Source organism: Shewanella sp. NKUCC06_TVS (assembly GCF_019345515.1).
In the GTDB taxonomy this organism is placed as follows: Bacteria; Pseudomonadota; Gammaproteobacteria; order Enterobacterales; family Shewanellaceae; genus Shewanella; species Shewanella oncorhynchi.
The window spans coordinates 1-25753 of sequence record NZ_JAHKQX010000011.1 but is presented as its reverse complement, the minus strand read 5'-3'; the positions used below and the strand labels follow the sequence as shown (position 1 = coordinate 25753).

The window sequence follows — 25753 nt, the reverse complement described above, 5'->3', positions numbered from 1 at the left end:
GTTAGTTCCTCGAGACTCGGCCCGTTGCGGCATCTACTGAAACAGAAAATACTTGGCCATCATTATTGAGGATTTTAATACGATATCCCGATCCGCTGGATTGTACGCTCAATACTTTGCCTTGAAATTGTCGTTGCGCCATTGCCACCGCTTGATCAGGGCTATTGACCGCTAGACGGCGCTGCTCATTCTTCGCACCTTGGTTACGAGGCTGATTGCGATCATCATGTCTATCATTACCTGCTATGCAACCAAAGGAGGCTGATAAGCAAGTGATTAGGGCCAAGGTCAAACCAAGTTTCATATCGGGTACCCGCAATGTTCAGCGATCTTAAGTTAATGAGTGAGATGGATAACTTATCGAGTCGACTAAGAATACCTCATCACCTTAACAAACACATAGAGATCAGCCAATTGGTTGGCACAATTCCTTCAAAATTAACTTTGGCAGTTATTTTGTTATTCGTGACAGAACTGAGGTTCTGTTGGCGAGTCTATCTCTATGCTCGCGCTTGTATCGTTTAAGTTTTGTAAGTGTTACCCATTCCAGATGAACTCGGGCTGAACGTATCTTCTGGCTGAGAACAGTGGGCGTTGATGTTCAGCTTATGTTCACCTTCATTGCACTTTAATAGCTCCAATTTGAACGGGTTATCCATAGGATATTCAAGATGAACACACTCAATAAGCAAGATATGGCAGCCACAGTTAATGTTAAGCTGTTTATGGCAACGGCTATTGCTGCGCTGTTTTTAGCGTCATCTGTCGCTAGCGCTCAGCCCCGCGAACTGGAGTCATCGCAAAGCTTAACGCCATTTACTGCAGCCAGCGTTGGTATTGCCAAAAAAGCAGAAAATAGCGAGCAAGCTGCCGAGCAGGAACAACAAGCCTTAACTTTGTTACAACAAGCCGCGCCCGCAAAAAATGTCACTGAAGTCGCCGCTGCGGCCGTGAAATCCTTGGCGCCAGCCTTATCATCCAAAGCGCCGACGGCAAACCGAGTGCAACTTATGGGCGCCTCGCCGATGACGCGTGAGCAAGTGACAGCGAAACATGCGAGCCAAGGGATTCCGAGTTCGAGCGCGACCAGTGACGATCCCTACCGCGCACCTGTGTATCACAGCTTTTCGATTTTTGATGCCAGCAGTCGTTTGTTTGAAGACTTTGACTACGATGGGTTTTATCAAACGTTTAGCGTGACCTTCGACGTTGATGTCAATGGTGCATATCTTAATGAAAGAGCTGATTTATTTGCCGAGCTTTATCTCAGTCGTGATGGTGGCCCTTGGGTGCATTACTACACCACAGACGTATTTACCATTTACGGCGATTCGACACAGGACGATTACGAAGTGTTGACCACGCTCTACACGGGTTATGCGACGGATCACTATGATGTGTTGATTGATGTGTATGAAGTGGGTTACAGCGATATTGTTGCGACCATTAGCGCCGATGAGACCGATAGTTTGTATGCGCTGCCATTGGAGAGTAGCGATCGAGACAGAGAGCCCGACATTATCGTTGTTGAGGAAAGTGGCGGCGCCTTCTCAGTATTAGGTTTGTTATGTCTTAGTTTGTGTGCGGGGCTGCGGTTGAATCGAACTCGAGCCTAATCGCCCTTATTTCTCTCGGTGTTTATCTGCGGTAAATAGGGCTAGTATGGATGAGTTATTTTAACTAAATGGAGAAAGACATGATTGCTCAAGGTCAAACATTACCTGCTGCCACATTAGGTCAACTGACTAAAGATGGCATGGTGAATCACCAAGTTACCGAATTGTTCGCGGGTAAAAAAGTCGTATTGTTTGCAGTGCCAGGTGCTTTTACTCCAACGTGTTCTGAAGCGCATTTACCTGGCTATGTGGTATTAGCCGATCAATTTAAAGCGAAAGGCGTGGATTTGATTGCCTGTGTTGCTGTGAACGATGCCTTTGTGATGAAAGCGTGGGGCGAAGCACAAAATGCTTCTGAATTAATGATGTTAGCCGATGGCGATGCCAGCTTTACTAAAGCCTTAGGTTTGGAGATGGATACTGCCGGTTTTGGTGGAGTGCGTTCACAACGTTATGCCATGATCATCGATAACGGTGTAGTGACTCTACTGAATGTAGAAGAGCCAAAGGCTTTTGAAGCCAGTAAAGCTGAAGTTGTTTTGGCTGCTATCTAAGCGTATTTAAGACATGAAGTTTGGATGTGACCAAAGCCAGCCATTCATTGGCTGGCTTTAACTAAATCCATTTATTGTACGATTTGAATGTTGTCTGCATCTATGGTCACTTCAGACCAATCTTTATCCACTTCACCACGAATAATGACCTGAGTCTCAGGTGTTACTGTGTTGCCGCGCCATAAATCATCATCAATTTCGACCTTAATATCACCCGTAGCGTCACGGAAAATATAATCATCGTGTCCAATGGAAGAAATGATATGGCCCGTTAACTCAATTTGGGCGTCATCACTGGCATTGAGCGCGCTCACCACATCATGAATCACTTGTCTTGCGCTCGGCCCTTGGAAGCCACCCTGTATTTGAGGTTCACCCGTTGTAGGTTGAAAGCCTGCTTGGCTGGCCATAGTCGTGAATGAAAGTGCCATTGCGAAAACGGTAAGAGTCATTTTATTCATCTGTTTGTCCTTTCTATGGTTTTATGTAACTCAGCCTCAATGGCTATTACAGTGTTGCGAGCATAGTGCCAAGACAAGCGTGAAGCGGTTGTGAAGATTGGGTTTGCAACTCAGAATTTGCTAAAACGAGGTCATTTATCCAAGCTAACTTCAGTTAATGGGCATTATCTATAAACTGAACATAAGCCTGATAGCTAGCACCATCGTTTTGGGTTGAAAATGCCCAGCCCATTCGCTCGCAAATACGTTCAATAATAATTAATCCGCAGCCATAGCCTGATGTATCAGTACTTTGAGTGCTTAGTGGATTCAGTATCCATAATTGGTTGCTTTGCATCGTAATTTCAATGTTTCCGACACTGTAATTGAAAGCATTTTTAATTAAATTACCTATCACTATGTCAATAAAGCTCAGTGGCGCCTTGATGCTCAAGCAATCTTTAAGCGTTAAGCTGTAGGTGATTTCTTGCTTGGCAAAGTGTTGTGCCATCTCAGCTAAAATGTGTTCAAGGCGTGGTGCTAAATCAATTTGGCTGTAGTGCTGGGATTCAATGTCTTCTTTTCCGAGAAGTAAAAAGGCCTCGGTGAGCGTTTTCATTTGATGCCCTGCGTAATCAATACGTGTAATGGCTTTTTTGACCATTAATTGTTGAGCCTCGGTTGTCGCATTGGGGATTTTTTTGAGCAATTCGACCGAACCTTGGATCACCATAATGGGCGTGCGTAGTTCATGGGAGGCAAAACGGCTAAATTCTTGTTCCCGAGTGAAGTAGGCGGCAATTTTAGCTTTGTTGCTTAATAGGGTTTGCTCAATCTGGCGGGTTTCACGGTATGAAGTACTCGGTGTTGATGTCGGTCTTTTTGGTGATAGTTGATTGATTTTATTTTCAATCTCAGCGAGTGGACTGGATAGCAGACGTACAAAATACAATCCATACGCCATGATAAACAGGAGCAAACCTATCCCCATAATAGAGATCAAAATGTGCATTCTATCTTCATAACTATCAAGGAAATCGTCCGCGTCATCCTTATAAACCACATACAACAGCCCTTGCCCAGAAGGATGAGCGGATATCAAAAAGTGTTTATCTTCGTCACCCAGTTGATGTTCGTAAAATCCGGTATTTTGATAAGGTTGCAGCCAAGCTGGTACAAACTCTTTGCTCCAATATGTTTTCAATTCATTGATATCGGGGAGCTGTGCTTTATCACCAAACCTTTGATAATTCTTTAGATATTCGCGAGTCTCTGTGGCCAGCGTTTGCTCGAGGCTAATCTTCTCAATTTGTTCTTCGGCGATATAAATGAGGCTCCAAAAAATGGCAAACATCAAGCTAGTTAATACTAAAAAAGTGAGGCGGATTTTTTTATATAAACTCGGAAAATGCTCAGGGGATAAGTCGGTAACCTTGGCCATGGATAGTCTCTAATTTTGAGTCTGAAAAACCTTTATCGAGTGCACTGCGTAAGCTGTATATGTGGCTGCGAAGTGAATCACTCGAAGGTGCATCATCTCCCCATACTGTATCTACCAATTGCTCTTTACTCACGATAGCGGGCGCATGTTTTAGTAACAGTGAAAGAATGGTGCGCTGAATTTTACTGAGCTTAATTTCTTTACCAGCACGGGTAACTTGATGGGTTTGCAAATTTAAACTGATATCACTGAAGCGCAAAATACCCACATCTAAACGTGGGCCACGATTATGCAGTGAATGTAGTCGTAAGCATAATTCTTCCATCGCGAAAGGTTTATTTAAAAAATCATCCCCACCTGATGTAAAAGAATCAATTTTATCCTGCAAACTATCTTTGGCGGTTAAAAATATAATCGGTGTATTACAATAAATTTCTTCACGCAGTTTTTTGACCGTATTAATACCGTCTAATTTGGGCATCATAATATCCATTATGATGACATCGTAATGGTTTTGTTGAATTAAATTGATTGCACTTTCCCCGTGATATGCACAGTCGGCAATAATCCCCTCTAGGGTTAAATAATCCATGATTGTTTCAATAACATCATGATTATCATCAACAATTAATACTTTCATAGGTTAATTCATTTCTTCACATTTGCTTGACGATCTTCATACTAAGATGCCCAGCACTGATTTAACAAGACATAATAGGGAAGAAAATGAATAAACTCTTAGTCTGTATTACGGCCATTTTGCTGGCAGGTTGCGGTGGTAATGATTCATCAACAGATACCTCTAAACCCGATCCTATCGTTCCACAACCTACGTTACCCGCAAAAATTAACGGTACAGTAACAAATATCGCTTCTGACAATAATTCGATTACGGTCAATGGATATAACGTCAATATCGCTAATGCTAAGATTCACTATGGACAACAGCCGTTAGAGGTTAATGCCATTCAAATGGGGATGAGGGTCAAAATTGATAATGAAGGCCAACAGGCTAAAAATGTCATATTAGATCCAAGCCTCGTGGGTGAAATCAGTTCCGTTAATCAAAATACTATTGCCGTTAATGGGATTAATTTAGTCGTTAAACCAGCGGACGCGACCCAGTATAAAGTAGGCGATTGGGTGGCGGTAAATGGTTATCCAACGGTAATGGGAGAATGGCAGGTTAATTCTATAAACCTTATCCCCAATTTTGCGTTTGCTGAAATCGAGGGACGTGTCTCTGGATTAAATAAGGCTGCGCAACAATTCAATATCGGTTCGGCAGTGATTAATTATGCCAACGCACGTTTAGAAGGCAGCTTACAGGAAGGCGCATGGGTCGAAGTGGAAGGCCAGCAAAGTGGTGCTTCATTTTTTGCCTCTGAAGTCGAGGTGGAAGATACGGCGTCTTTTAACGATATGGAGCTAGAAGGGACTATTACTTGGGTCAACCAAGATAAAACGCAGTTTGAGCTTAATGCCCGTACTCGACTCTATGTCACTACAAATACTCAATTTGAAGATGGCAAGCAAGCTAACTTGGTTGAAGGCAAGCTAGTCGATGTAGATATTCAATCTATGCCGCAGGGTTTATGGGCCAGAGAAGTTGAATTTGAAACATCACATGATAATGGTGGAATACCTCCAACCTTAGGTAAAAAGTTCGAGCTAGAAGGTCTGGCGACACTGACTACCAATAATCAGCTACAAATTAATGGATTTACATTTGATATTGATGCCAGAACTCAATTCGATGACGGTTTAACCTTAGCGACACTTGACCAAAAATGGATTCAAATAGAAGGTGTTGAACTCGCAGACAACCAGTGGTTAGTGAAAGAAATTGATCTTGAAGTGCGAAGCAATGAGCTTGATTTGTCGGGTTTAGTGATGCAAAAGACCTTGTGGGGCTATCAAGCGACTGATGCTTCATTAACGCCATTTGAAGGCAAATGGGTTGATGTCGAATGTCAGTTCGATGGCTCTAATATCCACAATTGTCGAATCGACGATTAAACACAAATAGAGAAATTAAGTGAATAAACGTGCGGTTTTAGGCCGCACGGTTTATTTGGCTTTGCCCAATCCCCAAGCTGGTTTCAATATCTTCTACACTCTGCTGTACTTCTTGGGCGATGACCTCACTCTGCAGTGAACTGGTTTGCGCTTGTTCTTTTAAACTATCCATAGTGCGAACAAATTCATCGAGATAATCGACTTGCTCTTTGGCATTGAGCGAGCCTTGTTTGGCGGTATTAGCCATTTCACTTGCTTGGTTTTGCACTGTTTGCGCCACTTGCCACAGACTCTGAGCACGCAGTTTCTGGCTGCTGGTGGCCTGTGCTATGCCATCGACACTCTCACTGAGAGCATGATTTGATTGGGTAAGTTGTTGCAGAATTTTCACGATCTCATTCAAAGACACTTGGGTGCGTTGGCTTAAATTACGCACTTCATCGGCCACCACGGCAAAGCCGCGACCTTGCTCGCCAGCCCGCGCAGCTTCGATGGCAGCATTAAGGGCGAGTAAGTTAGTTTGCTCGGCAATATTGCCAATCACATCAATGATTTTCGATACATCCGTCACTGAGTTATTTAGGCTTTCAAGGGACGAATGGCACAGACCGACCGCGGTTTGTGTTTGCTCGGTCGCGCTCAATACCGCCTCTGCTTGTGCTTGACTCGACTGCATTTGGCGCATGGTTTCGGCTGCGCTGTCTTCCACGAGTGCCGAAGTGTGGCTCACCTCATTGGCGAGGCTGCGGATATGCTCGGTCTGTGTTTGCGTATCGGCCACAATCGTTTGGGTGTGCTCTGTGTGTTGTGATAGCTGAGTAATGCGTGCCACCAGTTGGCTTAATGATTGAGAAACCTTAGTGATTTGCTGGCGCTGTGCCTCGTCTTCCTGTTCAAACCTGTGCAGTAACTGGTTGAAATGACCTGCTATTTGGCCCGTCTCGCAGCGACGATTAATGTCTAAACGCTCGCGGCTGTTCGATTCGCTTAATTTCATAAAAGCTTGGTTGAGACGTTTTAGCGGTTTGACGACGCGATTTTGCTGCAGGATTAAATAACCAATCGCAAACAAGGCCATGATGGAAACCATAGTGTAGAGGATTAGCTGTAACTCATATTTCAGCTGCTGGTTCTTTGCTGTCTGGGCCTCACCTAAGCCAATAAGTTGTTGTTCCACATTGCTAATCGCTTGAATGAGTTGATCTTGCATCTCTTGGTTTGTTTGCAGTAATTGGTGGGTATTGGCGACTTCTTTGTTGTATCGATTGGCGAGACTGAGCAGTTCACTGCGGTCACTCTCGCCGATTTCAATTTGTTCCGGTTCGCTTGCGCCGAGTGCAAATTCATCGGCTTCTTGCTGCTCATATACACCGATTAACGGCAGAGCGCTGAGGGTGTCGTGCCACGTATTTAGCTCTTTGCTGGTGCTGTCTAAAATGCCCTTGAGCTGCTGATTTTTACCGATCAGATAACCATCGGTCAGTTGGGAAAGTTGGTAGACGATAGAAGGTAAATTGCGGCTCAATTGCAGATATTGTTCGGCGACCGCCGCATTTGTGGCTAAGCCTTTATCGGCATAGCTGCCCAGACGACGGTTGTAGTCGAGCATTTCAGATTCCGCGTGGGCGAGCAGTTGCCTAGGATTGCCAGCGAGTTTACCCGCGGCGCGGTACTTGGTATCTAAATCTTGAATGAAGTTGCTTAGGCTGGCTTGCAAGTCATTGTCGGTAGCGCCCATGGCTGCGAGGTTAAGCTGCGTGAGCTGGTTTTTAATGGCGCTGAGTTTGGTTTTCGCTTGTTCAAGTTGGCTAGCGTTGCCACTGGCTAAATAGCCATCGAGATCGCGGCGTACACCGACGAGAAAATCCTGCTGAATAGCTTGTAATGTCAGTGTTTGCTGCTCAATTTGTTGCCGCTGATCACTGCTCCACAGCACTACGGCTGCTAGCAATCCCGCGAGCAATAACAACAGGGCAGAAGCAGAAAGCGACAGCGTTGAAATTTTCATTTTGCAATCTTCATAATGGTCAGAGCCAGTAACTGTGCTGAGTTTATGAATTTAAGGTGACATTAATATGACAAGTGCTCACTTGGATGTCAGCGTTGTCATTTGATTTGCAAATATGTGATCTCGCGTTATTCCAGCGGCAGCCACACTTGGGCTTTTAAACCGCCTTCGGCGCGGTTGGAGAGGGTAATTTGCCCTTGGTGTCTGTCGATAATCCGTTTGATAATGGCGAGGCCTAGGCCCGAACCAACACTACCACGGGCGATATCACCTTGGGTAAAAGGTTGAAATAGTTTGGTAATTTGCGACTCATCGATCCCTGGTCCATTATCTTCAACACTAAAACCGATACGCTTGCCATCGAACTGCGAGCTAATGCGGATCCAGCCTGAACCATAGCGAAAGGCATTTTCGACTAAGTTGCTCAGTACCCGTTTAATGGCAATCGCTTGGAATTGAGCTTCTGGGCAGTCAGTTAACAGCACTTCAATTTCACCAGCGCGATTGGCTTCTGCTTGAGCGATATCTTGAATGAGTTTATTGATTTGGCCTAGCTCACGGCTGGTTTCCTGATCTTGGCGAATGTAAGCAATAAATTGGCTGATGATGGCGTCCATATCTTCGATATCGTTGACTATGCCATCTTTAAGATATTGATCTTCTTCAACCATCATCTCAGAGGCGAGGCGAATACGGGTGAGCGGCGTGCGCAAGTCGTGGGAGATCCCCGCCATCAATAGCGCTCTGTCCTGCTCCAGTTGCTTCATGCTGTGTGCCATCTGGTTGAAAGCATTGGTAACTTCGACAATTTCACTCGAACCTTTTAGCGGCAAGGGATCGGGAAATTCACCGCGGGAGACTGAAATCGCGGCTTTTTGTAGTCGCCTAAGTGGGCGGTTTTGCTGGCGAGCAAACCACCATCCCCCAGCGACACTAAGTGCGCCAATCACCATTAAATAAAGGGTGAGTGGCGAAAGATCTGAAACATTTTGGCCGATAAGTGGCACTTTTATCCAAATCGAGGGCGCTTGTGGTGGACGGATCCAAATCTGTAATACGCTGCCATGGGTGACGCGGACTTCGGCATCGCCACCAAGATATTCCGACATCTGCGATGACCAGAAACCATAGTAAGTGGCTTGCTCAATACCTGCTTCATGCGCTTGCTGTTGATTGTAGATTTTCATGCCATCGTCGTGGACTTTGGCATTAAGGGCATCGACTATGGTTAAGTGTTCGCGGCCAATATCTATGCCGTCGACAAACAGTAATTTGACTTGGCGAGCGATTAACTGATTGATTTGTTGGTAACTTGGCTTAAGTACATATACTGCGACCGTGACGTAAGACACCAGCTGATTGATCAGTAATAGACAACCAATCAGCATCACGGTTTGACTAAATGCGCTGCGAGGAACAAACCGCCACCAAAACTTAGCTTTCATCGTGGGCTCAATAACCGCAGGAGATTAAGATGGCAACGCGGCTCATCGACGCGCGGCACCATCGGGTACAAACACATAACCTAAACCCCAAACCGTTTGAATGTAGCGAGGATTCGCGGGATCTTTTTCGATTAAGCGGCGCAGACGTGACACTTGCACGTCGATGGAGCGTTCTAGCGCCGAATAATCGCGGCCACGGGCGAGGTTCATTAACTTATCCCGAGACAAGGGCTCGCGTGGATGGGTGACGAGCACTTTAAGTACGGCAAACTCACCGCTAGTGAGTGCGATGGATTCGTCGCCGTGGTACATCTCACGGGTGGCTAAATCTAGCGAGAACTCACCGAAGCTAATCTGTGCTTCCTGCTGGGCTGGCGCACCGGGCACATCTTGGGTTTGGCGACGCATCACGGCTTTGATCCGCGCGAGCAATTCCCGTGGATTAAAAGGTTTTGGCAGATAATCGTCGGCGCCTAACTCTAGGCCAATAATACGGTCGACTTCATCGCCCTTGGCCGTCAGCATCACGATCGGAATAGGATTACCTTGCTGGCGCAAACGGCGGCAGATAGACAGGCCATCTTCACCGGGTAACATCAAGTCGAGCACGAGTAAATGGAAGTTTTCGCGTTCTAATAGGCGGTCCATCTGCTCGGCATTGGCCGCGCTACGCACCTGATAACCTTGCTCCATCAGGTAACGCTCGAGTAACGCTCGCAGGCGCATATCATCATCGACGACGAGGATTTTCGAGGTTTCTTGTCCCATGGGATGTCCTTTAATTGCTCAGATTGGTGCTTACTTCTACTGATGAGAAACAGTTAAGATTAACCAACTGGCTGAAATTGAAAACGAATCTGCCTAATATAGCCGCATTTAACCAAGGCGACTAGCTCACCTTAGTAACTTGAATGCGATAAATGCTGACATTGATTGCCCAATGTTAATATTAAGCAAATGAAATTGCATGGGAATACTCGCGTTTATTCACGCTATAGCTGAAATTGTAACTAAATTGGCATCAGTAAAAGAGGTGATTTAAAAGCCATTATGCACAGAGATGATTTAGTGGATAGAAATAGTACACATACTTTGATGAATGTACTATTTGCACGTTCAGCTCATAAAGTCATCACAGAACTAAGAACCGTTGTTAGCTCCATAACCATAAAAAGTGGTTATGGAGCCATCTATGGAAATAGAGCTCCAATCATTGATTGTTACAAGCGGTTTGAGACAGTTTACTTCCAATTAATCATATCGATTAAGGGCGTTGAATCGCTATTGGTTCCTGGACACTTAAGTAATGCTCCTGCTGTCGCTTGGTACTCAGGCTTGATGTGCTCTTGTATCCAGCCTTGAGCTCTTATTAGATCCTTACCCATGAGCCCGAAAATACGTTGTGGGTTTACAACTGGGGCATTTGGGAAGAAGTCACCGCTAGTGGCTTCAATCATGCTCAATAAAATGGCGTAGTTATCGTGGTTTTGGTCTGCGAGTGGATCCCCGTTTAAAATCGCATTTGTTAAATGCGCTGTGGTGTACTCTGGCGTGCAGACAATACCATTCTCGCCATCGTTATAATCCGCCGCGACCAGATTTTCCACATCAATATGATGCACATGGCTGCCTTTATAGGTTAGATTTTCAGGTTTAATATCGTGCAGGAATATCTCCTCGCTATGTAAGGAACATAAATCTTCTAAGAGTGATTTAAAGTGAATTAAGGGAATCTTGTCCCCTTGTTCAATTAATTGCGCTACTTCAATGCCACCATTATGGGCAATCATGGTCGAATCGTTTACATAAATAGAAGGACAAATTGAAGGATGCGATCTAAGTTGGTTCATTGCTAATTGGTTGTATTTATTTTTATCTATATCAAACGTGTCATTATGAATATGTAATTGCACAAATTGACTATCTTGGCGTACTAACTGTTTGTAGGTTCCTTTCCCAGCAGGTTGAAACTTAGTTGGTGTTTTTGCGACTAATTCGGTTTGTGCATTATAGAAGTAGCTACGTCCTGCCTTAGCATTTGTGAGTGATTTAATACCTACTGTATTGAGCTCTTTTTCAGCTTTTTTTTGTTGATAAGAGCGATAACTTTTTTGTATTAGCTGAGCCGCTTCGATTTTCACTCGATGGAGAGATTTTTTGACATTGTTGATCTCTGCGAATGAACTTATCGTTTTCACAGGCTTTAGCGTATCAGCTCTACGTTGGGAAAGTTTTACGATATTGAGCGTGTTAGGTATAGCTGCGAATTGATTGTAGCTTTTATAGCTGGAAAAATTAGAATAATTGCTTGTATGAATCGGCATTATCAAATCTCTGAATGGAATATTAATACTAAAATAAATGAAAATTTTATTAATGGTTAATGGCAAATGATGAATAAAAAATGATTAATTTACTTGCACAATCCTAATTTTTAACTAACTAGTGATTACTTTTACTTGTCTAAATAAACAGAGTGATTAAGTCATTCCACTTTTACTCAGAATATTTCAGACAAAGTCTGTGTGTCCCTCTTCTACTTATTTATATAGTGATGGAGTAGATAGTTAATTGCTCACACATTTATAACATTAGTGAGCCTATGATCAGAGGAGTACCGGATGCCAATTTCCAATCACATCATCAATCCACCTTCATCAGATATCAAGAGTGAGGGCGTCAGTAACGCCGCAACTGATAAACTCGAGATTAAGCAGGTGAGTAATAGGCCTAGTATAAAAAAGCGTTTTTTATCGCTGTTTCAATCTATCCGTCTTAAATCTCGCTCGAAGAATGGCAAAGAAAAGTCAGTTGCGAATAAACCGCTTCAGTTAGCCAAACCAGCCCAAGTTGCCAAAATGGCAGTTACAGCGCCGAAGCAAAATGCGGATTCTAGACTGTCATTAATGCAAGCGATTCGTGATGGCGTTGAGTTGCGATCGGTAACGGCAGATCAGAAAGCGCGACCTGTGACGCCCAATGCCGATACTTCATTTTTACAAGAAGTATTGAAAAAAATGCAAGACGCTCGGATGGTTTTATCCAGCCAAAGTACTGCACCATCCACAGTGCAAGGAGATATTCAGCCTCCTGTCGCATTAACTATGGCAAGTGGTACATTGCCACCGCCACCGCCACCTTTGCCGCCACCGGCTCCGATCCTGCCAGTAGGTGCGATGGCAAGTGACGTGGTTGCGCCGTCAGGTGGAGGAAAGGACGCTTTGCTAAATGCAATTACAGGTTTCAATAAAAACAACCTTAAAAAAGCAGTTACTGGAATCAAAAATGACGATGTTCAGGCACCTGCAACAAAAAATGAGCCCATGGATGAACTCTACTCTGATGAATTACTTAAAACAGCGCCCAATATGAATCAAGCTAATAGAGAGTTGCTCTGCCAACAAATTAGTGATTATGTTGTCAATGCTATGGAGGTTAATTGGGAAGGCATTTTACTCGATCAATATGGGCAGTATGCGGATATTGATGCGTTAGAGGCGGCAATGAACGGGCAGTCTAAATCGATTTCAAGTTATTGGGCCGAAGTGAAACGTTTTCCTGATCTATGGAAGCGAGCCGATGTTGTGTCTGATCAGCCTTTCCAGACGCAGCGTAAAGGTGTTGCCACTGAAACGATGAGTCGCCTCGATTCAGGAAAAACACGGCTTTTCCGCTCGGATAGTAGCCGTGGCGCCATTGAGATGAAAAAAGGGGAAGCCATTTTAGATGGGGCTCGTCGCACAGCCAATCAACTGACGACAAATGAAGAAAAATTGAATTTACTAGGTAGCAATTACCGTCAGTCAGCACTCAAAGTTCTTACAGAAATGCCTTTTATGGAAGGATTCGCTACTAAGAATGGTAAAGATGCGCAGGCAAAATTGGAAAAGCAATTCATGGAAAACATCCATGGAGCCGACAGTCTTAAAGCAGATATATCAAGATTTCTATCGATTCATATGAAAACTGGATTTGAAGACTTTACCTTTTTAGGACAGGAGGCTTTGGTCAAAAAACAGAGTGAGTTAATAAAAACATTACAATTAAAACTGGGTTATTCTAACAGTTAAGCTAAAAATAGTAAGTCGGGTCTAAGTAGATATTTTGGGCCTGGCTTATGACTTAATGTATATAGATTTGTAAACATAAACATATGTGTACACATTAATAAATTAAGTTTCAACACTAAACTTTCCTAAAGGTAAATTTTTAATTTAAAATAATTAAGGTGAGTATAATAAAGTGTGTCATATTTTAAAGTATGAATATTTAGGTTTTTGTTAGTTATATTCTCTGTGGTTCCCGTAGTTCCTTATCACCTTCTAAGCATATCAGCACAATGTACTGTAATCTTAATAATTAGTATTTACATTCGGCAGCTTGATACATTTGGTTTCGTTTGTTTTTCCATTGTTTTCAAAGCTGCAAAAGGTCCGCACCTTGTTTTTTGAGTGTGTTTTTTTCGATTTTTTTCTGGTTAATTCATCTTTTTTTGGCGATTTTTTATTACTTTATTCTGAAAAAAAGACCACAATGTAACTCTGAGTTAATTTTGTGATGAACGAGTAATTCTTAGGAGGAATAGCAATGGCAAGAAACTATGCGTTAGGAAATCAGATGGTTTTTGATGTGCTTAAAAGACAGGTTAGCACTGAGGATAATGTAGTTAGCATAGGTGGACGTGAGGCTGTAATATTAAAACTACTATGTGATCATGTAAATGAAGTTGTAGGTAAGGAGTATATACAAGAAAAAGTTTGGGGTAAGGTTTTCGTGAGTGAAACATCATTGACCAAAGCCATTTCTAATTTAAGAAAATCTCTTGCGCAATTTGATAACTTAGCGTGCGAAATAAAAACCATTTCTAAAGAAGGTTATATACTGATTCTGGATGAAAGTGTTTCAGGCGTTTTAATTGAAGAGGAATATCCGATTTTTGAGATAAAGAATATTAAGCAGAGTCGTAAAGAATCCTTAAGTAATATCAATGTTTCTCCATATTCAATCGAACGAAATTTATCAATTCGTACTGACATACCAATGAGAAATATATATTTTTTATTGGTATGTTTTTTCTCTGCTCTTCTTGCATCTATGTTAACAGTAGGAGCAATAGTCGTTTTCAATAAGTTTTTTTAAAATTATATTTCACGTAAATTTAAACTTATGCGTGCCAAGATTCATATTGGTTGACTTTTGTTTTTTAAAATAAGAGTTGATTCAATCTAAAAGATTTTTAGTGTAATTTTTCACGTTCAAATTCAACCTTGAAACGAAATGAAATCATACGCAAGATTGTCTTAAATATTCTACTAGTATTCTATAATTTATGGGCTTCTCTACAGAGATTTGAGCCAAGGATAAGGCTTTTTTTGCTCCTTTAAAGTCACTTTTACATCTTGGTATAAGCGCGACTGTTGGTTGTTATACATGTCGTTCGGTGATAGTTATTTTTTACGGATTTTTTCATAAGTAATCTGGTGATATTGATGTGCAGGATGATGGATAATTAAAGCTCAACCTCTAGGAGATATTATGCTTTCATTAAACAAACTAGCTGCATGCGGACAGACTGAAACATCTGAAATCATGGATAAAAAAAATATTGATTTAGATGTCAAAAAGATTTCCCACATTGAGAATAAAGATCCCATTGTTTCTTTAAGTAAATTGTTGAGTCCAAAACCTTACCAAAAAGTAAAAGTAGAACTAAAAAGCGGCAGTGAAATTTTTTCTTCTTTAATTAAAAATAAATTAATAAATGGTAAAAGTACTGCTTCTGAACGGGCTCTCGATGCAATGGCATCTAGTTTAACTAATATTCTTAATACGGCAACAGATGATGTAGATCTAAGTGGGAAGAAGGTATATGTGAAAAACTTTCTTCAATGCGATCAAAGTAAGCCTGTCAAAGTGACATCTGATCAATTTACATTAGTGCATAAAGCAGAGATCTTTTCACGGTTATCAGTATGTTTTGATGGGTTTATGAATTCTAATCAAAGTGAGTTATCTGAACGTTTGAACACAATCAGAGACAAATTATCAAAAAATGAAAAATTGAATGAAAGTGAAGAGAAACACTTATTTGAAAAATTAACTAAAGATGCATTGAAGGACACTCAAGGTAATAACCTTTATACAAACAAACTCTTGAAACCAGAAAATTTAGTGTTAGAGTTTCCTGGTGATGCTGCGGTTGTTAAAAATGAAACTGAAGCAAGAAATAATAAGATATTAGTTGAGAATTTTGGCTTTCCTAGCAGCCTTTTAGATAGACCAAGCGCTAAGCTCCATGAAACCTATGCATTAAACGCATTTATGAGTGAAAAAGGTGAGCCAGTTGATTTAGGTCAGCTTTTTGGTGGTGCCTTGCAAGGTATTATGCGGGACCCTGTCGATTCCAGTAAAAGTAAAAGTGGCTTATTTAATGAGGGGATTTTAGCTTCTGGGGGGTTACATTTTGATTTTAAGCCTAACGAAAAAATGTATCAAAATAATATCGATACGTTAGGCCAAGATATACTTGATTTAGCTGTAAACCTCAATATGGATAATTTCAGCCGTCCTGATATGGAGGGTTTCACTGCAGGTGTATCTGGAAATGCTCTGCATTATACCATTCAGACAGCTAAACTCTGTCGTGCCACCAATGCTACATTTAATTTCGAACAAGTGCTTGATGTATGCTTAGACCACTTAGTTGGTGATAGCGTAAAGCAGCCTATGCATCATAGTTTACCTGAAGTGATACAGGGGGCATATATAGCCAATATGCTAATAAATAAAGGTGTATTGGATAAAAATGATAAAATTATGAAGCATGATGAAATGTATAGTAGTTTAAAGAGTGCCATTTCTGATGCAGATAAAAAAATCACAGACTTGATGGCAACGACTTATCGTAGGTAATGAGTTTGTCTCTGGCATTAATTGATATCACAATGTCTCAGTGTTAATAAAAAACCACTTTTAAAAGTGGTTTTTTATTGCAGATGTTATTTAAGATGTGGTTAATGTTTTTATATTTATAAACTAAAGCCATTTGTAGTATGAGAATAATATTAATGTATATTTTGCATAGTCATTGATTGCATTCTTCGTGGAAGATGGTGTGCTTTTCATCAACAAATTTAGAGGTGTATATGTCACTTATTATAATTCCTTCCCTTCGAGAAAAGCTTGGGTTAAATATATCATCGAGTGAATTAAAAAATTTGGATGTAAAAAGTGTTCGTAATGTGGATATTTTACGCTTAAAGCAAACTTTGATAAGGAGCCTGAATATACAAAAAAGGGAAGTAATAGCCACATTTTTAGCTAAGCTAGCTACACCACAAAAACTACTACTACCAAGACCAAGGTTGAAGCCACAACTGCAGCATGAAGTTCTGCCATTGCATCTAGCACTGTCAAGTCATGTTGACTCAATAAACATCCGTCATCCAGAAACAATATCTCAATTAAAAGAGGAGGCTAAGGCGGGAAAATATGAAAAATTTGAGGGGACAAATCGAGAAGTATTTATCGATAAAAAAACAGGGAGAGGGTATAAGATCTTTAAACAAGATAGTACGTGGGGAGCGTTAACTAATGCCGACTTAAGAGTAAATGATGTATATCGTAATCATAATTTCTATGATGGTAAGTATGCAATTTTTGCGAACAATGACCTTATTACTATGAGGGATGATAGAGTATGTGGCTCTCCACGAGTAAGAGTGTTTACTTTTCAAAAAATACCAGGTGCAAAGCATCTAGATAATCATGAAAAAATTCCATATTCAGTGCTGGTTATGATGGAACAAGCAGGTTTTAGACCTTTTGATGTAAAGCCTGATAATTTTATGAAAGTCAAAAATTCACATGGAAGATATGACTATCTGCCTATTGATGCAAAACAGATAGGATTAACGAGGAGCAATAGCGAACGCTCTAGGGAGGTTCGTGAGTTTAAGCAACAACATGGTCCTTATTATTATGGTCAACGTTATGTTGATTATAATAAATAAAACTCATTAATTTGAATAGTCATTGGGTATTGGTTAGTGTTAAACGGCTGGACAAAAATGGTCGGGAAGTGAATGGTTACTCAATATCCTCACTATAAAGCTGCGAGCAACCAATTGAAGTGAAAAAGGCTAGGTTAATATTTCTCCATTAAGAGTTGCAGATAGTGGAGGTCGCAATGACGACCTCCTTCTTTGAAAAGTGGATTTTACTGGGAAATCAGAGAAATGTTCGGAGCTATGCTAATTATTTTCTTCAACTGCAGTTAATATTAAGTCTTGATCCAGCTTTAAGTCTGTATATATTCTGGTCGATGAAGTTAGAATAAATGACTTCATTTTTTCTGACGTTGAAAAAGAAAACTCTCCAAGATTAGGATCGAAATATTTGTACTGTTTCGCTTGGTCGTCGATAAATGCTGCGACTTCATGTCCATAACCTTTATTTTTGGGAGAAAGACCCAATAAATGGAAACCTGCCTTTTTTATATTAAGGTTTGTTTCATTTTCCGAGACAGCTAACCCACTAGATTGCAAATATGATGCTACTTCTTTGTTTATTTTTAGGTTAACAACTTCTTCTAAACCCTCTTTTGTGTCCATATCATTAAAAAAGTGAACACCCTGATGTTTGTCAGCACACCATTTTATGGCGAGCGTTGAACATAGCCCATCTTTACCTACTTGAATATTCTTCAGTATGCTCGATTGATCCCAAGTGACATCAAGACATCCACCGAAATAATTGGCAAGCAGTTGTTGATTTTGTGGTAATGAAAAAAGTATCGAGAGAATTTTTTTAGTCGCGTTAGGTTTTAAAGCTTCATCAAGTTGACCACGATTTTCATATTTTTTGAAAATGCCATCAACCACACTATTATCTGAGAAGCTTGCTCTTATGAATTCAAATAATTCTCGATAATTGCTAGGGAGAGTGGTCAGCTTAACCCCTACGAGCTGGAAATCTCTAATGATAGCAGATTGGCCAATCGTTTTATCATTAGTCTTATGAATGATGCTTGCAAGCCGTTTATCTTTATTGAATGCTTTTAATACACTTTTCGTTAATCCTTTAGTACTAAGTGTTGATACTTCATTTTTTATTTCTTCTCGTTTTACATCAAAAATTCGACCATATTTTGCATCACTAATTTTATCCTTCAATATTATAACTTTTTCCCGTTTAACAGGCTTTTTTGTTACTAATAATGTTTTGTCTAACCGAGAAATGTCGACTTTATTAATGCTTTTCACATCTATATTTTCAAGATTACTCAATTCGATCGATGAAACACTTAATCCAAGATTAGATCGTATTGAAATTGGAACAAGAGACATAGACACCTAAAATTTTAATTGCAATATTTATAGTGAATATTAGTATATTTAGTTAGATATAATTGTAAGATTGTTTATGAAATATTAAGGTAAAGGTTACCATGCAAGTCTTATGAGTTTAAATTGTCGATTCAACATATAAATGACTATAAGTCATGCAGCTTGATTTAACTTAAATTAAATGTATGGGAAGAGATAATATCTATGCAGAATGTTCGGCGCGGCCTACAGCTTAAAGGTTCAGAAGATACAGGTCATTGTGATTTACGGTAATTTGATTTTTTAAAAAACCATATTAATCAGTGGTTTTTGGCCGTGTTCAACAGACGCGCAAAGCGCCAAGGATAAATTAATACATTAGCTGATTGTGCTTTTAATGAGCTTTTTCCGTGTTTTATCAGAAGTTTTCACTGGCTTGGCCTGGCGCAGATGGCTTATATTTTGCGCATTCTAGAGCTATCTAGAAGTTTGTGCATGTGTGCATGTATGTAAAATTAAGTAGGCATGTTAAGTATAAGTAGGCATGTTAAGCATTAGAAATAAACGTATGAATAACTAGGGATGTATTAAATGGCTCAACAATTATCAACTGGGTATATAAGTGGTGTTTTTGGCGGTTTAGTTAATAATGCCGACGATAAGGTCAGTACATTCATTACCGATCATACTGGAAGTGTTGATAAAGATGGAAAATTTACACCAGATAAAGATGGTACACTTATTTTGAGTGCATCTGATTCTTTATCGCTACAACAGTTAATGGCAGATCAAAGCATTACCGCTCAAACCTCAACAACTACATTAAAATCAATTAAAGACTCTATTTCTGCAGCGGCAAGAAACATTTAACTTTAATTTTATAATGCATTATGGGCAATAGAGAGTGCTATAGATGTTGCAATTATTGAATCCAGATAATGCATTTTCAGGAGCAAATTTAATTTTGCTCCTGACTCTGATCTTGTTGTCTACCGTCTTTTTTATCTGTTTCTCTGGATATGTTAAATATAATATTGTACTTAACATCATTAAAAATGCGGTGGGTACACAACAAATTCCACCTACAATAGTAGTGAATTTACTTGCGGCATTAATGGCGCTTAATAGTATTTGGCCTGATATAAAACCCGGATTAGAGAGGGTTAAGCCATATTTTATTGAGCAGATTAATGGAGGAATAGACCCTGACGTCTTGCAATCATCCTCCCTATTTGAGGATAAAAAGCCAGAACAAGTGACTATGTATTATCTGGTCAGCAATGTATTTGAGTTTTTCCCTGAACTGTTGGCGAGGGCGCAGCGTAAAACTAATGAACTAACTGGCATTATTGACATTCCACTTAATTTTGACTCAGGGAGTGATACACTAAAATATTTTCTTGGTAATCTGATTTTAGATTTGTATCAAGGTTTCGAGTTTGGCCTAAAGCTATACATGATATTTGTGAGTATTGATTTTTTAATTGCCGTGATTCTCAGTGGTGTAGGTATGACTATGTTATCACCGACGGTAATATCGACACCTGTAAAACTCGCAGTATTTTATTTTTCTGATAGTTGGACTATTTTATTTAGAGCGCTCCAGTGATATGGACATGCTTTTATTTCCTAACTGGCTGTTATTTGCAGGATTATTTTTATTTTTAAAAATTTATAATCCAACACGTCTTTATCTTGATAATTCTACGGCACTTGCTATTGCTGTTGGACTTGCAATTGTTATAGATTCTAGTGATTTAGGAAATATTCCAACTCCTTTTTGGGTATTAAGCGTTATTATTTTTGCTATGTTTTCATCTGTACCTTATTGGCTCAGTGGTATGGTTGGCAGTGTTATACAACAGCTATTATTGCTTAACGAACAGTCTGTACAAGATAAACGTTTTACTGATGAGTCTGAAGCGCTATCTAAGATTAGTTCTTTGATGTTTTTGATGTATGCCTTGGACTCTGGTGTGGTTTTTAGACCTTTGCTGGCGGTAATCTCAGAGAATATTGAACAAGGTGCTAATGTTGGTTTTGATACTTTGTATTTTTACATCACTGATAGCTTAACTATGATGGCTATGGTGACTGGTAAATACATGGTTTTGTTGTTGTGTATTACTATTTGTTGTGGCTATGTTGACCTTTTTTTCAAAAAAGCTTCTTTATCTATTAGTACAACAGCAGATATTAAAGCTATCACCATAATTATTATTCTTAACCTATGGCTGTTACAAGATCAGTTTTATGTTTTTAAACAAATAATGAAAAAGGCAGGGTATGAGTAACATTAATTTATTGAATGTCACATTGAATAGTCAGCAAATTAAAACCACTTCAGAAAAGGATGCCCTTCAGTTTGAGTCAGAACTCAAAGCTGCTGGTGAAGTACATTTAAGTGAACAATTTTCCGATAGCCAAGTAAAAGTACACGCTAGTAAGCAAAATGATTATGTTACTGAAGAAGAGTTTACGATGAAAATAGTAGAGCAAGCCATTATTAATCAAAGTATCAGACAAATGAAAGTCAGTCAGGAACGTATGAAGGAGATACTTGATGAAGTCTAGAATCTTACTTATTTTCCTTTTGTTTACGGCATTTACTTGTCAGGCAAAGGTATTTATCAAGCAGTCTGATATCGATTTGAAAGGTGCATTGGCGGCAATAGCTAAGGATATGCAGCTAAAGTTAGTTGATGATATTGAAGAAAAAAAGGCTAAACAGCCTATTACTCAAACACTCTCTGGTGACGGTCTCGATTTGTTGGACCAGCTTTCTGATGTTTATGATTTTGATTGGTATGTATATGGCGGGACACTAACGGTTCACTCTGGTCAGGCTTATATAAATCATGCATTTAAACCCAGAAATATTACACCAGCTAGCCTGCTTAAAGAATTAAAGAGTACGTTCAGAGCCAATAATACGACGAAAATTGAACTCGTGGGCAGTGGCAACTCTATCTTTATTTCAGGAACACGTAAGTTTGTTAATGACGTTGTTGTCTACTCTAATATGATTGATAAAAATCAGTTTTTAGAGAATGGTAATAATTTGGAATTGGCACGGATCGAGTTTGATTATATATCTGTTATGGATCGCCAAATTGATTCATATGACGGTAATGTTATTTTTCCTGGTGCGCAGTCTTTAATCTCATCGGCAATTGAGAAAATTGGTCAGTTTGAGAATATTAGCGATGGAGAAATGGTTAAGCGCGCTTATAAACTAAAACTTAACCAAAATGATAAACAACAGCTTGAAGAGGATGAGTTTACCTCTAAAGTCCAGGTATTACCTGGAAGTAATGCATTGCTAGTTCGTGGTACCCCTGAGGAGATCCAGTTAGCTAAGCGTATTGCCACTCTTATTGATGTTAAACGGCAGCAGTTGCTATTTTTCCTTCGGGTTTATGATGTTTCGGTAGAACGAACTGAAGCACTAGGTGTTAATAGTTCATGGTTGAATGGCAGTCGAGGTCTGTACGATATTATCGTTCCACCCTTTACGGATACAGTAGATTTTTTCAAAAATTTTCAAGCTTTGTATACTAATAATATGGCTAGAGGAGTATATGAAACTAATCTCTTAGTCTTAGAGAACCAGCAAGGGCATTTTGGTAAAAAAGAAACGGCTACAGTTGTACTTATATCTGATAAGCAAGTATCAACTCAAAAAATTGAGGCCGAAAATAGTTTGTATGTCACTGGCCGTTTATTGCCATCAGGAAAAGTGCAGGCGAAATTTAGCTATATAGAAGAGTCACTGAGTGATGATAAGACAGAAGGCGGAGCGACTCAGGCGCCTAGAGTTAACTCTCAATCTTTGACATCAGAAGTCTATATTGAACCAGGGCAGACCGTTATTCTTGGAGGATTTGACAATACAGTGACTGATAGTGTCGAGAGTGGTGTCCCTATCCTTTCAAGTATTCCTTGGTTAGGTGAATTATTTAAGAGTAAGAAGGAAACTAAACGTAAATATAAACGTTACGTATCAGTGTCATTTAAGGTTATCTAGTCATGATCAAACATTTTTTTAAGGTTAAAGAATCTTATCAAGATACAGTGATTTGTCATGTCAGTATAAATACTTTTGTGGGGCAGGAGTGCTTCATTATCACAGTCGCTAATGAGCGTATTCGTGGTGAGATAATGAAAATTACTGGTAAAAGAGTAGAAATTAAGTTGCTCCAGCCTGGGGCTATTCAACGGGGAAGTAAAGTTGAAATTACCCCACGGCGCTTCTGTTTCCCGCTGAATGAAACCGCTCTTATTGGTAAGGTCATTAATTGCTATGGCGAGTCATTGTATGGTGAACAATATTTGGGCGGTGAGGGTGATTACTATGATCTACCCATTATCGATAAGCCTATACCGCTTAATATTCGCGCACCAATCGACACTGTCTTTCCAACAAAAATTAAAATTATTGATGGCTTATTCACCATTGGAGTAGGGCAGCGTTTGGGCCTATTTGCCCCCGCAGGTGCTGGCAAAACTACTACGGTTTCGATCATGGCAAATAACATGGATGCCGATGTGGTGATTTTCGCCATGATTGGTGAGCGTGCAAGGGAGGTGGTTGAGTTTTTGGAGGGGGAGATTGGTCCTGCTGTGATTCAAAAATCGATCACTATAGTGTCTACATCCGAAGCAAATCCGTTGGAGAAAGTGAGATCGGGTTTAGTCGCTGTATCTATTGCTCGGCATTACATGGCTCAGGGCAAGAAAGTGGTGCTCTATTTCGATTCATTGACACGTTTTGCACGTGCACAAGCCATGTTAGATGGTACTCCCATCGAGGGCGGAATTCCGATCGGAGTCTCTTTGGCACTGTCACGACTGGTAGAGAATTGTGGTAACTCTATTCATGGCTCTGTGACTGGAATTTTTACGGTATTGATTGAAAAAGAAATTGATGAAGATCCTATTGCACATGAAGTTAAGTCACTGATTGATGGACATTTGGTCTACTCAACGACAATTGCTTCTACTGGCCGTTATCCTGCTATTGATGTACTAAAGAGTAAGAGTCGTCTACAAAATAAAGTTCAGGATCCTCAATATGTAAGTCTTTCTGAAAAGTTCAAAGATATGGTGTATCGCTATTTTAATGTTGAATTGTTAATCCGAGTCGGTGAGTACGAGAAAGGTAACGATTTGGCGACCGACGAAGCGATAGAGCGCTTCCCATATATCATGGAGTTTTTGAAGCAAGGTTACGACGGGGTCGAATATGAAGAAACCCTCCAAGCAATGGATCGAATTTGGTCAACTTATTGATGTAGTTGACATCAGAATTGGCAAGCAACAACGTAAATTAGCCAAACTAAATTTGAAGCATCAAGAGCTATTGGATTCGATAGATGCCTCATGGGCATTAATCGCCAATGAGCAACAAAAGTTAAAAAGTCTAGTCGTTAAAGACGAATTAAATGGGCTTTCTCGTTTGTTTCAGCGAAGAGAAAGCGTTAAGTCTCATATCGAGTCTTTATTCTTCGATGCGTCTGTGACCCAGCAAAATGCTAATGAATTAGCTGCCGAGATTGCCCTTGTTATCGCTGAAAAGCGAAGGCAAGAAAAACGAAAGGACGCTTTAGCTGAGATCCAAGAACAGTTAAGAGATGAGTGACAAAATGACAAAGATGGATAGACTTGCCCCAGTTGCCCAAATAGCCTGTTTGAGCCCAGTAGAGAGCGAATTTGAACAGTTTTTGAATCTATCAAAACGGCAGGCTTCTTCTCATGATACATCAACATTTGATGGTGAAAAGGAGGCCATTGAAAGCCATGAGGCTGAGTATGAAGAGGGTTTTATTTGGGGGCATGTTGTACCTGTCACGGCTTATGTACCACTTCGGCAGCATATATTTTCGGCGAGTAAAGCTATCAGAATCCATTCGTCTGATGCAGTTAGTGGCAGTCGGCTTAAACTAGAGACCAGTGAACCATTGGCAAATGCGGCTAATTTGCAGCGGCCTAGACGTGCAATACCAGTAGCGAATCATGTTCAATCTCAGTTAAAAGTGAGCAACACTGATGAGGTTGCGATGAATACCCAGGTGTCATCTTCAACGGTGCCAGTCAGCAAGTCTTTGAATACAGCTCAGTCAACAGTAGGTGCGGATAAGATTACGCTCCCTCTGAGGGCAAAGTCTGAACTTTCTCAGCCATTACTCAAGTCGTCACTAATAAAGCAACCTACTACGGCAATGGGGTTTGAGTCAGTAGGGAATGCTCAAGTGTCAACGACGCTGGTTGGCAAATCCTTGATAGTAGGGCAACCAGTTGTGAATTCAGAACAGGCTACGCGCTCACAGACGCGATTACCTCAATCTATTGCGGCAGTGCCTCAACCGACTCAGTCGTCACCAATTAAGTCGCCACTAATAAGTCTGCCGCCCGCTGTTATCGGACGAGAGTCTGGAGCGAATGCTCAAGTGTCAACGACGCTGGTTGGTAAATCCTTGATAGTAGGGCAACCAGTTGTGAATTCAGAACAGGCTACACGCTCACTGACGACACCACCCCAGTCTATGGCGGCAGTGCTTCAACCCACTCAGTCGTCACCAATTAAGTCGCCACTAATAAGTCAGCCGTCCGCTGTTATCGGACGAGAGTCTGGAGCGAATGCTCAAGTGTCAACGATGCTGGTTGGCAAATCCTTGATAGTAGAGCAACCAGTTGTGAATTCAGAACAGGCTACGCGCTCACTGACGACACCACCCCAGTCTATGGCGGCAGTGCCTCAACCTACTCAGTCGTCACCAATTAAATCACCACCAATAAGTCAGCCGTCCGCTGTTATCGGACGAGAGTCTGGAGCGAATGCTCAAGTGTCAACGATGCTGGTTGGCAAATCCTTGATAGTAGAGCAACCAGTTGTGAATTCAGA

At 40.6% G+C, this 25753-nt stretch carries 24 protein-coding genes; 15 read left to right on the top strand and 9 right to left on the bottom strand.

Annotation, left to right across the window (positions count from 1 at the left end):
• Position 1 precedes the first annotated feature (1 nt).
• A complete protein-coding gene (locus KO531_RS13285) occupies positions 2 to 304 on the bottom strand; it encodes a PepSY domain-containing protein (RefSeq protein ID WP_105250671.1) in 303 nt (100 codons plus the stop codon).
• Positions 305 to 671: 367 nt separating this feature from the next.
• Between KO531_RS13285 and KO531_RS13280 the strand changes: the two genes are divergently transcribed.
• Complete coding sequence (locus tag KO531_RS13280; RefSeq protein WP_219251401.1) at positions 672 to 1616, top strand: choice-of-anchor H family protein; 945 nt, start codon at positions 672 to 674, stop codon at positions 1614 to 1616.
• Positions 1617 to 1696: 80 nt separating this feature from the next.
• Positions 1697 to 2170 (top strand): peroxiredoxin, encoded by a 474-nt coding sequence (locus KO531_RS13275; protein ID WP_113940228.1) that lies wholly within the window; start codon positions 1697 to 1699, stop codon positions 2168 to 2170.
• Between the two features lie 71 nt (positions 2171 to 2241).
• Here the strand turns inward: KO531_RS13275 and KO531_RS13270 are convergent, their stop codons facing one another.
• The 3 genes from KO531_RS13270 to KO531_RS13260 all read right to left on the bottom strand — a co-directional run bounded on the left by KO531_RS13270 (position 2242) and on the right by KO531_RS13260 (position 4691).
• Positions 2242 to 2631, bottom strand: coding sequence for a NirD/YgiW/YdeI family stress tolerance protein (locus tag KO531_RS13270; protein ID WP_113940229.1), 390 nt, complete (start codon positions 2629 to 2631; stop codon positions 2242 to 2244).
• 154 nt (positions 2632 to 2785) lie between these two features.
• Complete coding sequence (locus KO531_RS13265) at positions 2786 to 4051, bottom strand: HAMP domain-containing sensor histidine kinase (protein WP_198572429.1); 1266 nt, start codon at positions 4049 to 4051, stop codon at positions 2786 to 2788.
• Positions 4023 to 4691 (bottom strand): response regulator transcription factor, encoded by a 669-nt coding sequence (locus tag KO531_RS13260; RefSeq protein ID WP_131525518.1) that lies wholly within the window; start codon positions 4689 to 4691, stop codon positions 4023 to 4025. The genes KO531_RS13265 and KO531_RS13260 overlap by 29 nt, the downstream gene beginning before the upstream one ends.
• Before the next feature lie 86 nt (positions 4692 to 4777).
• On the opposite strand from KO531_RS13260, the gene KO531_RS13255 reads away from it, so the two are divergent.
• On the top strand, positions 4778 to 6070 hold the full coding sequence (locus KO531_RS13255) for a DUF5666 domain-containing protein (protein ID WP_131525519.1): 1293 nt from the start codon (positions 4778 to 4780) through the stop codon (positions 6068 to 6070).
• A 37-nt stretch (positions 6071 to 6107) separates the two neighbouring features.
• Here KO531_RS13255 and KO531_RS13250 read toward each other — a convergent pair whose 3' ends face one another.
• From KO531_RS13250 to KO531_RS13235, 4 genes are all read right to left on the bottom strand, one after another.
• Positions 6108 to 8078, bottom strand: coding sequence for a methyl-accepting chemotaxis protein (locus KO531_RS13250; protein WP_219251400.1), 1971 nt, complete (start codon positions 8076 to 8078; stop codon positions 6108 to 6110).
• A 128-nt stretch (positions 8079 to 8206) separates the two neighbouring features.
• Positions 8207 to 9523 carry a two-component system sensor histidine kinase EnvZ gene (gene envZ, locus KO531_RS13245; protein ID WP_219251399.1) on the bottom strand — a complete coding sequence of 439 codons (1317 nt, stop codon included), beginning with the start codon at positions 9521 to 9523 and terminating at the stop codon, positions 8207 to 8209.
• A gap of 42 nt (positions 9524 to 9565) precedes the next feature.
• Complete coding sequence (gene ompR / locus KO531_RS13240; RefSeq protein WP_006079507.1) at positions 9566 to 10291, bottom strand: two-component system response regulator OmpR; 726 nt, start codon at positions 10289 to 10291, stop codon at positions 9566 to 9568.
• 473 nt (positions 10292 to 10764) lie between these two features.
• On the bottom strand, positions 10765 to 11847 hold the full coding sequence (locus tag KO531_RS13235) for a hypothetical protein (RefSeq protein WP_173497855.1): 1083 nt from the start codon (positions 11845 to 11847) through the stop codon (positions 10765 to 10767).
• A 297-nt stretch (positions 11848 to 12144) separates the two neighbouring features.
• Between KO531_RS13235 and KO531_RS13230 the strand changes: the two genes are divergently transcribed.
• From KO531_RS13230 to KO531_RS13215, 4 genes are all read left to right on the top strand, one after another.
• On the top strand, positions 12145 to 13593 hold the full coding sequence (locus KO531_RS13230) for a WH2 domain-containing protein (protein ID WP_168826323.1): 1449 nt from the start codon (positions 12145 to 12147) through the stop codon (positions 13591 to 13593).
• Positions 13594 to 14110: 517 nt separating this feature from the next.
• Positions 14111 to 14662, top strand: coding sequence for a winged helix-turn-helix domain-containing protein (locus KO531_RS13225; protein WP_173497857.1), 552 nt, complete (start codon positions 14111 to 14113; stop codon positions 14660 to 14662).
• Positions 14663 to 15058: 396 nt separating this feature from the next.
• The gene (locus KO531_RS13220; RefSeq protein WP_219251398.1) at positions 15059 to 16435 is read left to right on the top strand and encodes a hypothetical protein; all 1377 of its coding nucleotides are present in this window, start codon (positions 15059 to 15061) and stop codon (positions 16433 to 16435) included.
• Between the two features lie 233 nt (positions 16436 to 16668).
• Entirely contained in the window at positions 16669 to 17535 is an 867-nt protein-coding gene (locus KO531_RS13215; protein WP_219251397.1) for a hypothetical protein, read from the top strand.
• A gap of 240 nt (positions 17536 to 17775) precedes the next feature.
• Here KO531_RS13215 and KO531_RS13210 read toward each other — a convergent pair whose 3' ends face one another.
• Positions 17776 to 18870 carry a YopT-type cysteine protease domain-containing protein gene (locus KO531_RS13210; RefSeq protein WP_173497859.1) on the bottom strand — a complete coding sequence of 365 codons (1095 nt, stop codon included), beginning with the start codon at positions 18868 to 18870 and terminating at the stop codon, positions 17776 to 17778.
• A 570-nt stretch (positions 18871 to 19440) separates the two neighbouring features.
• Between KO531_RS13210 and KO531_RS13205 the strand changes: the two genes are divergently transcribed.
• The 8 genes from KO531_RS13205 to KO531_RS13170 all read left to right on the top strand — a co-directional run.
• A complete protein-coding gene (locus KO531_RS13205; RefSeq protein ID WP_014620520.1) occupies positions 19441 to 19719 on the top strand; it encodes a hypothetical protein in 279 nt (92 codons plus the stop codon).
• A 43-nt stretch (positions 19720 to 19762) separates the two neighbouring features.
• Positions 19763 to 20458, top strand: coding sequence for an EscR/YscR/HrcR family type III secretion system export apparatus protein (locus tag KO531_RS13200; RefSeq protein WP_168826332.1), 696 nt, complete (start codon positions 19763 to 19765; stop codon positions 20456 to 20458).
• Positions 20459 to 20465: 7 nt separating this feature from the next.
• On the top strand, positions 20466 to 21143 hold the full coding sequence (locus KO531_RS13195) for a type III secretion system apparatus protein VscT2 (protein ID WP_251068951.1): 678 nt from the start codon (positions 20466 to 20468) through the stop codon (positions 21141 to 21143).
• Positions 21136 to 21423 (top strand): hypothetical protein, encoded by a 288-nt coding sequence (locus KO531_RS13190; RefSeq protein WP_173248293.1) that lies wholly within the window; start codon positions 21136 to 21138, stop codon positions 21421 to 21423. The genes KO531_RS13195 and KO531_RS13190 overlap by 8 nt, the downstream gene beginning before the upstream one ends.
• On the top strand, positions 21413 to 22876 hold the full coding sequence (locus KO531_RS13185) for a secretin N-terminal domain-containing protein (RefSeq protein WP_168826338.1): 1464 nt from the start codon (positions 21413 to 21415) through the stop codon (positions 22874 to 22876). The genes KO531_RS13190 and KO531_RS13185 overlap by 11 nt, the downstream gene beginning before the upstream one ends.
• A 2-nt stretch (positions 22877 to 22878) precedes the next feature.
• Positions 22879 to 24141, top strand: a complete 1263-nt coding sequence (vscN2, locus tag KO531_RS13180) for a type III secretion system ATPase VscN2 (protein WP_168826340.1) — start codon at positions 22879 to 22881, stop codon at positions 24139 to 24141.
• Positions 24095 to 24490 carry a hypothetical protein gene (locus KO531_RS13175; RefSeq protein ID WP_219251396.1) on the top strand — a complete coding sequence of 132 codons (396 nt, stop codon included), beginning with the start codon at positions 24095 to 24097 and terminating at the stop codon, positions 24488 to 24490. The genes vscN2 and KO531_RS13175 overlap by 47 nt, the downstream gene beginning before the upstream one ends.
• Before the next feature lie 4 nt (positions 24491 to 24494).
• The coding region (locus KO531_RS13170) for a hypothetical protein (protein WP_219251395.1) at positions 24495 to 25753 on the top strand (1259 nt) is incomplete at its 3' end.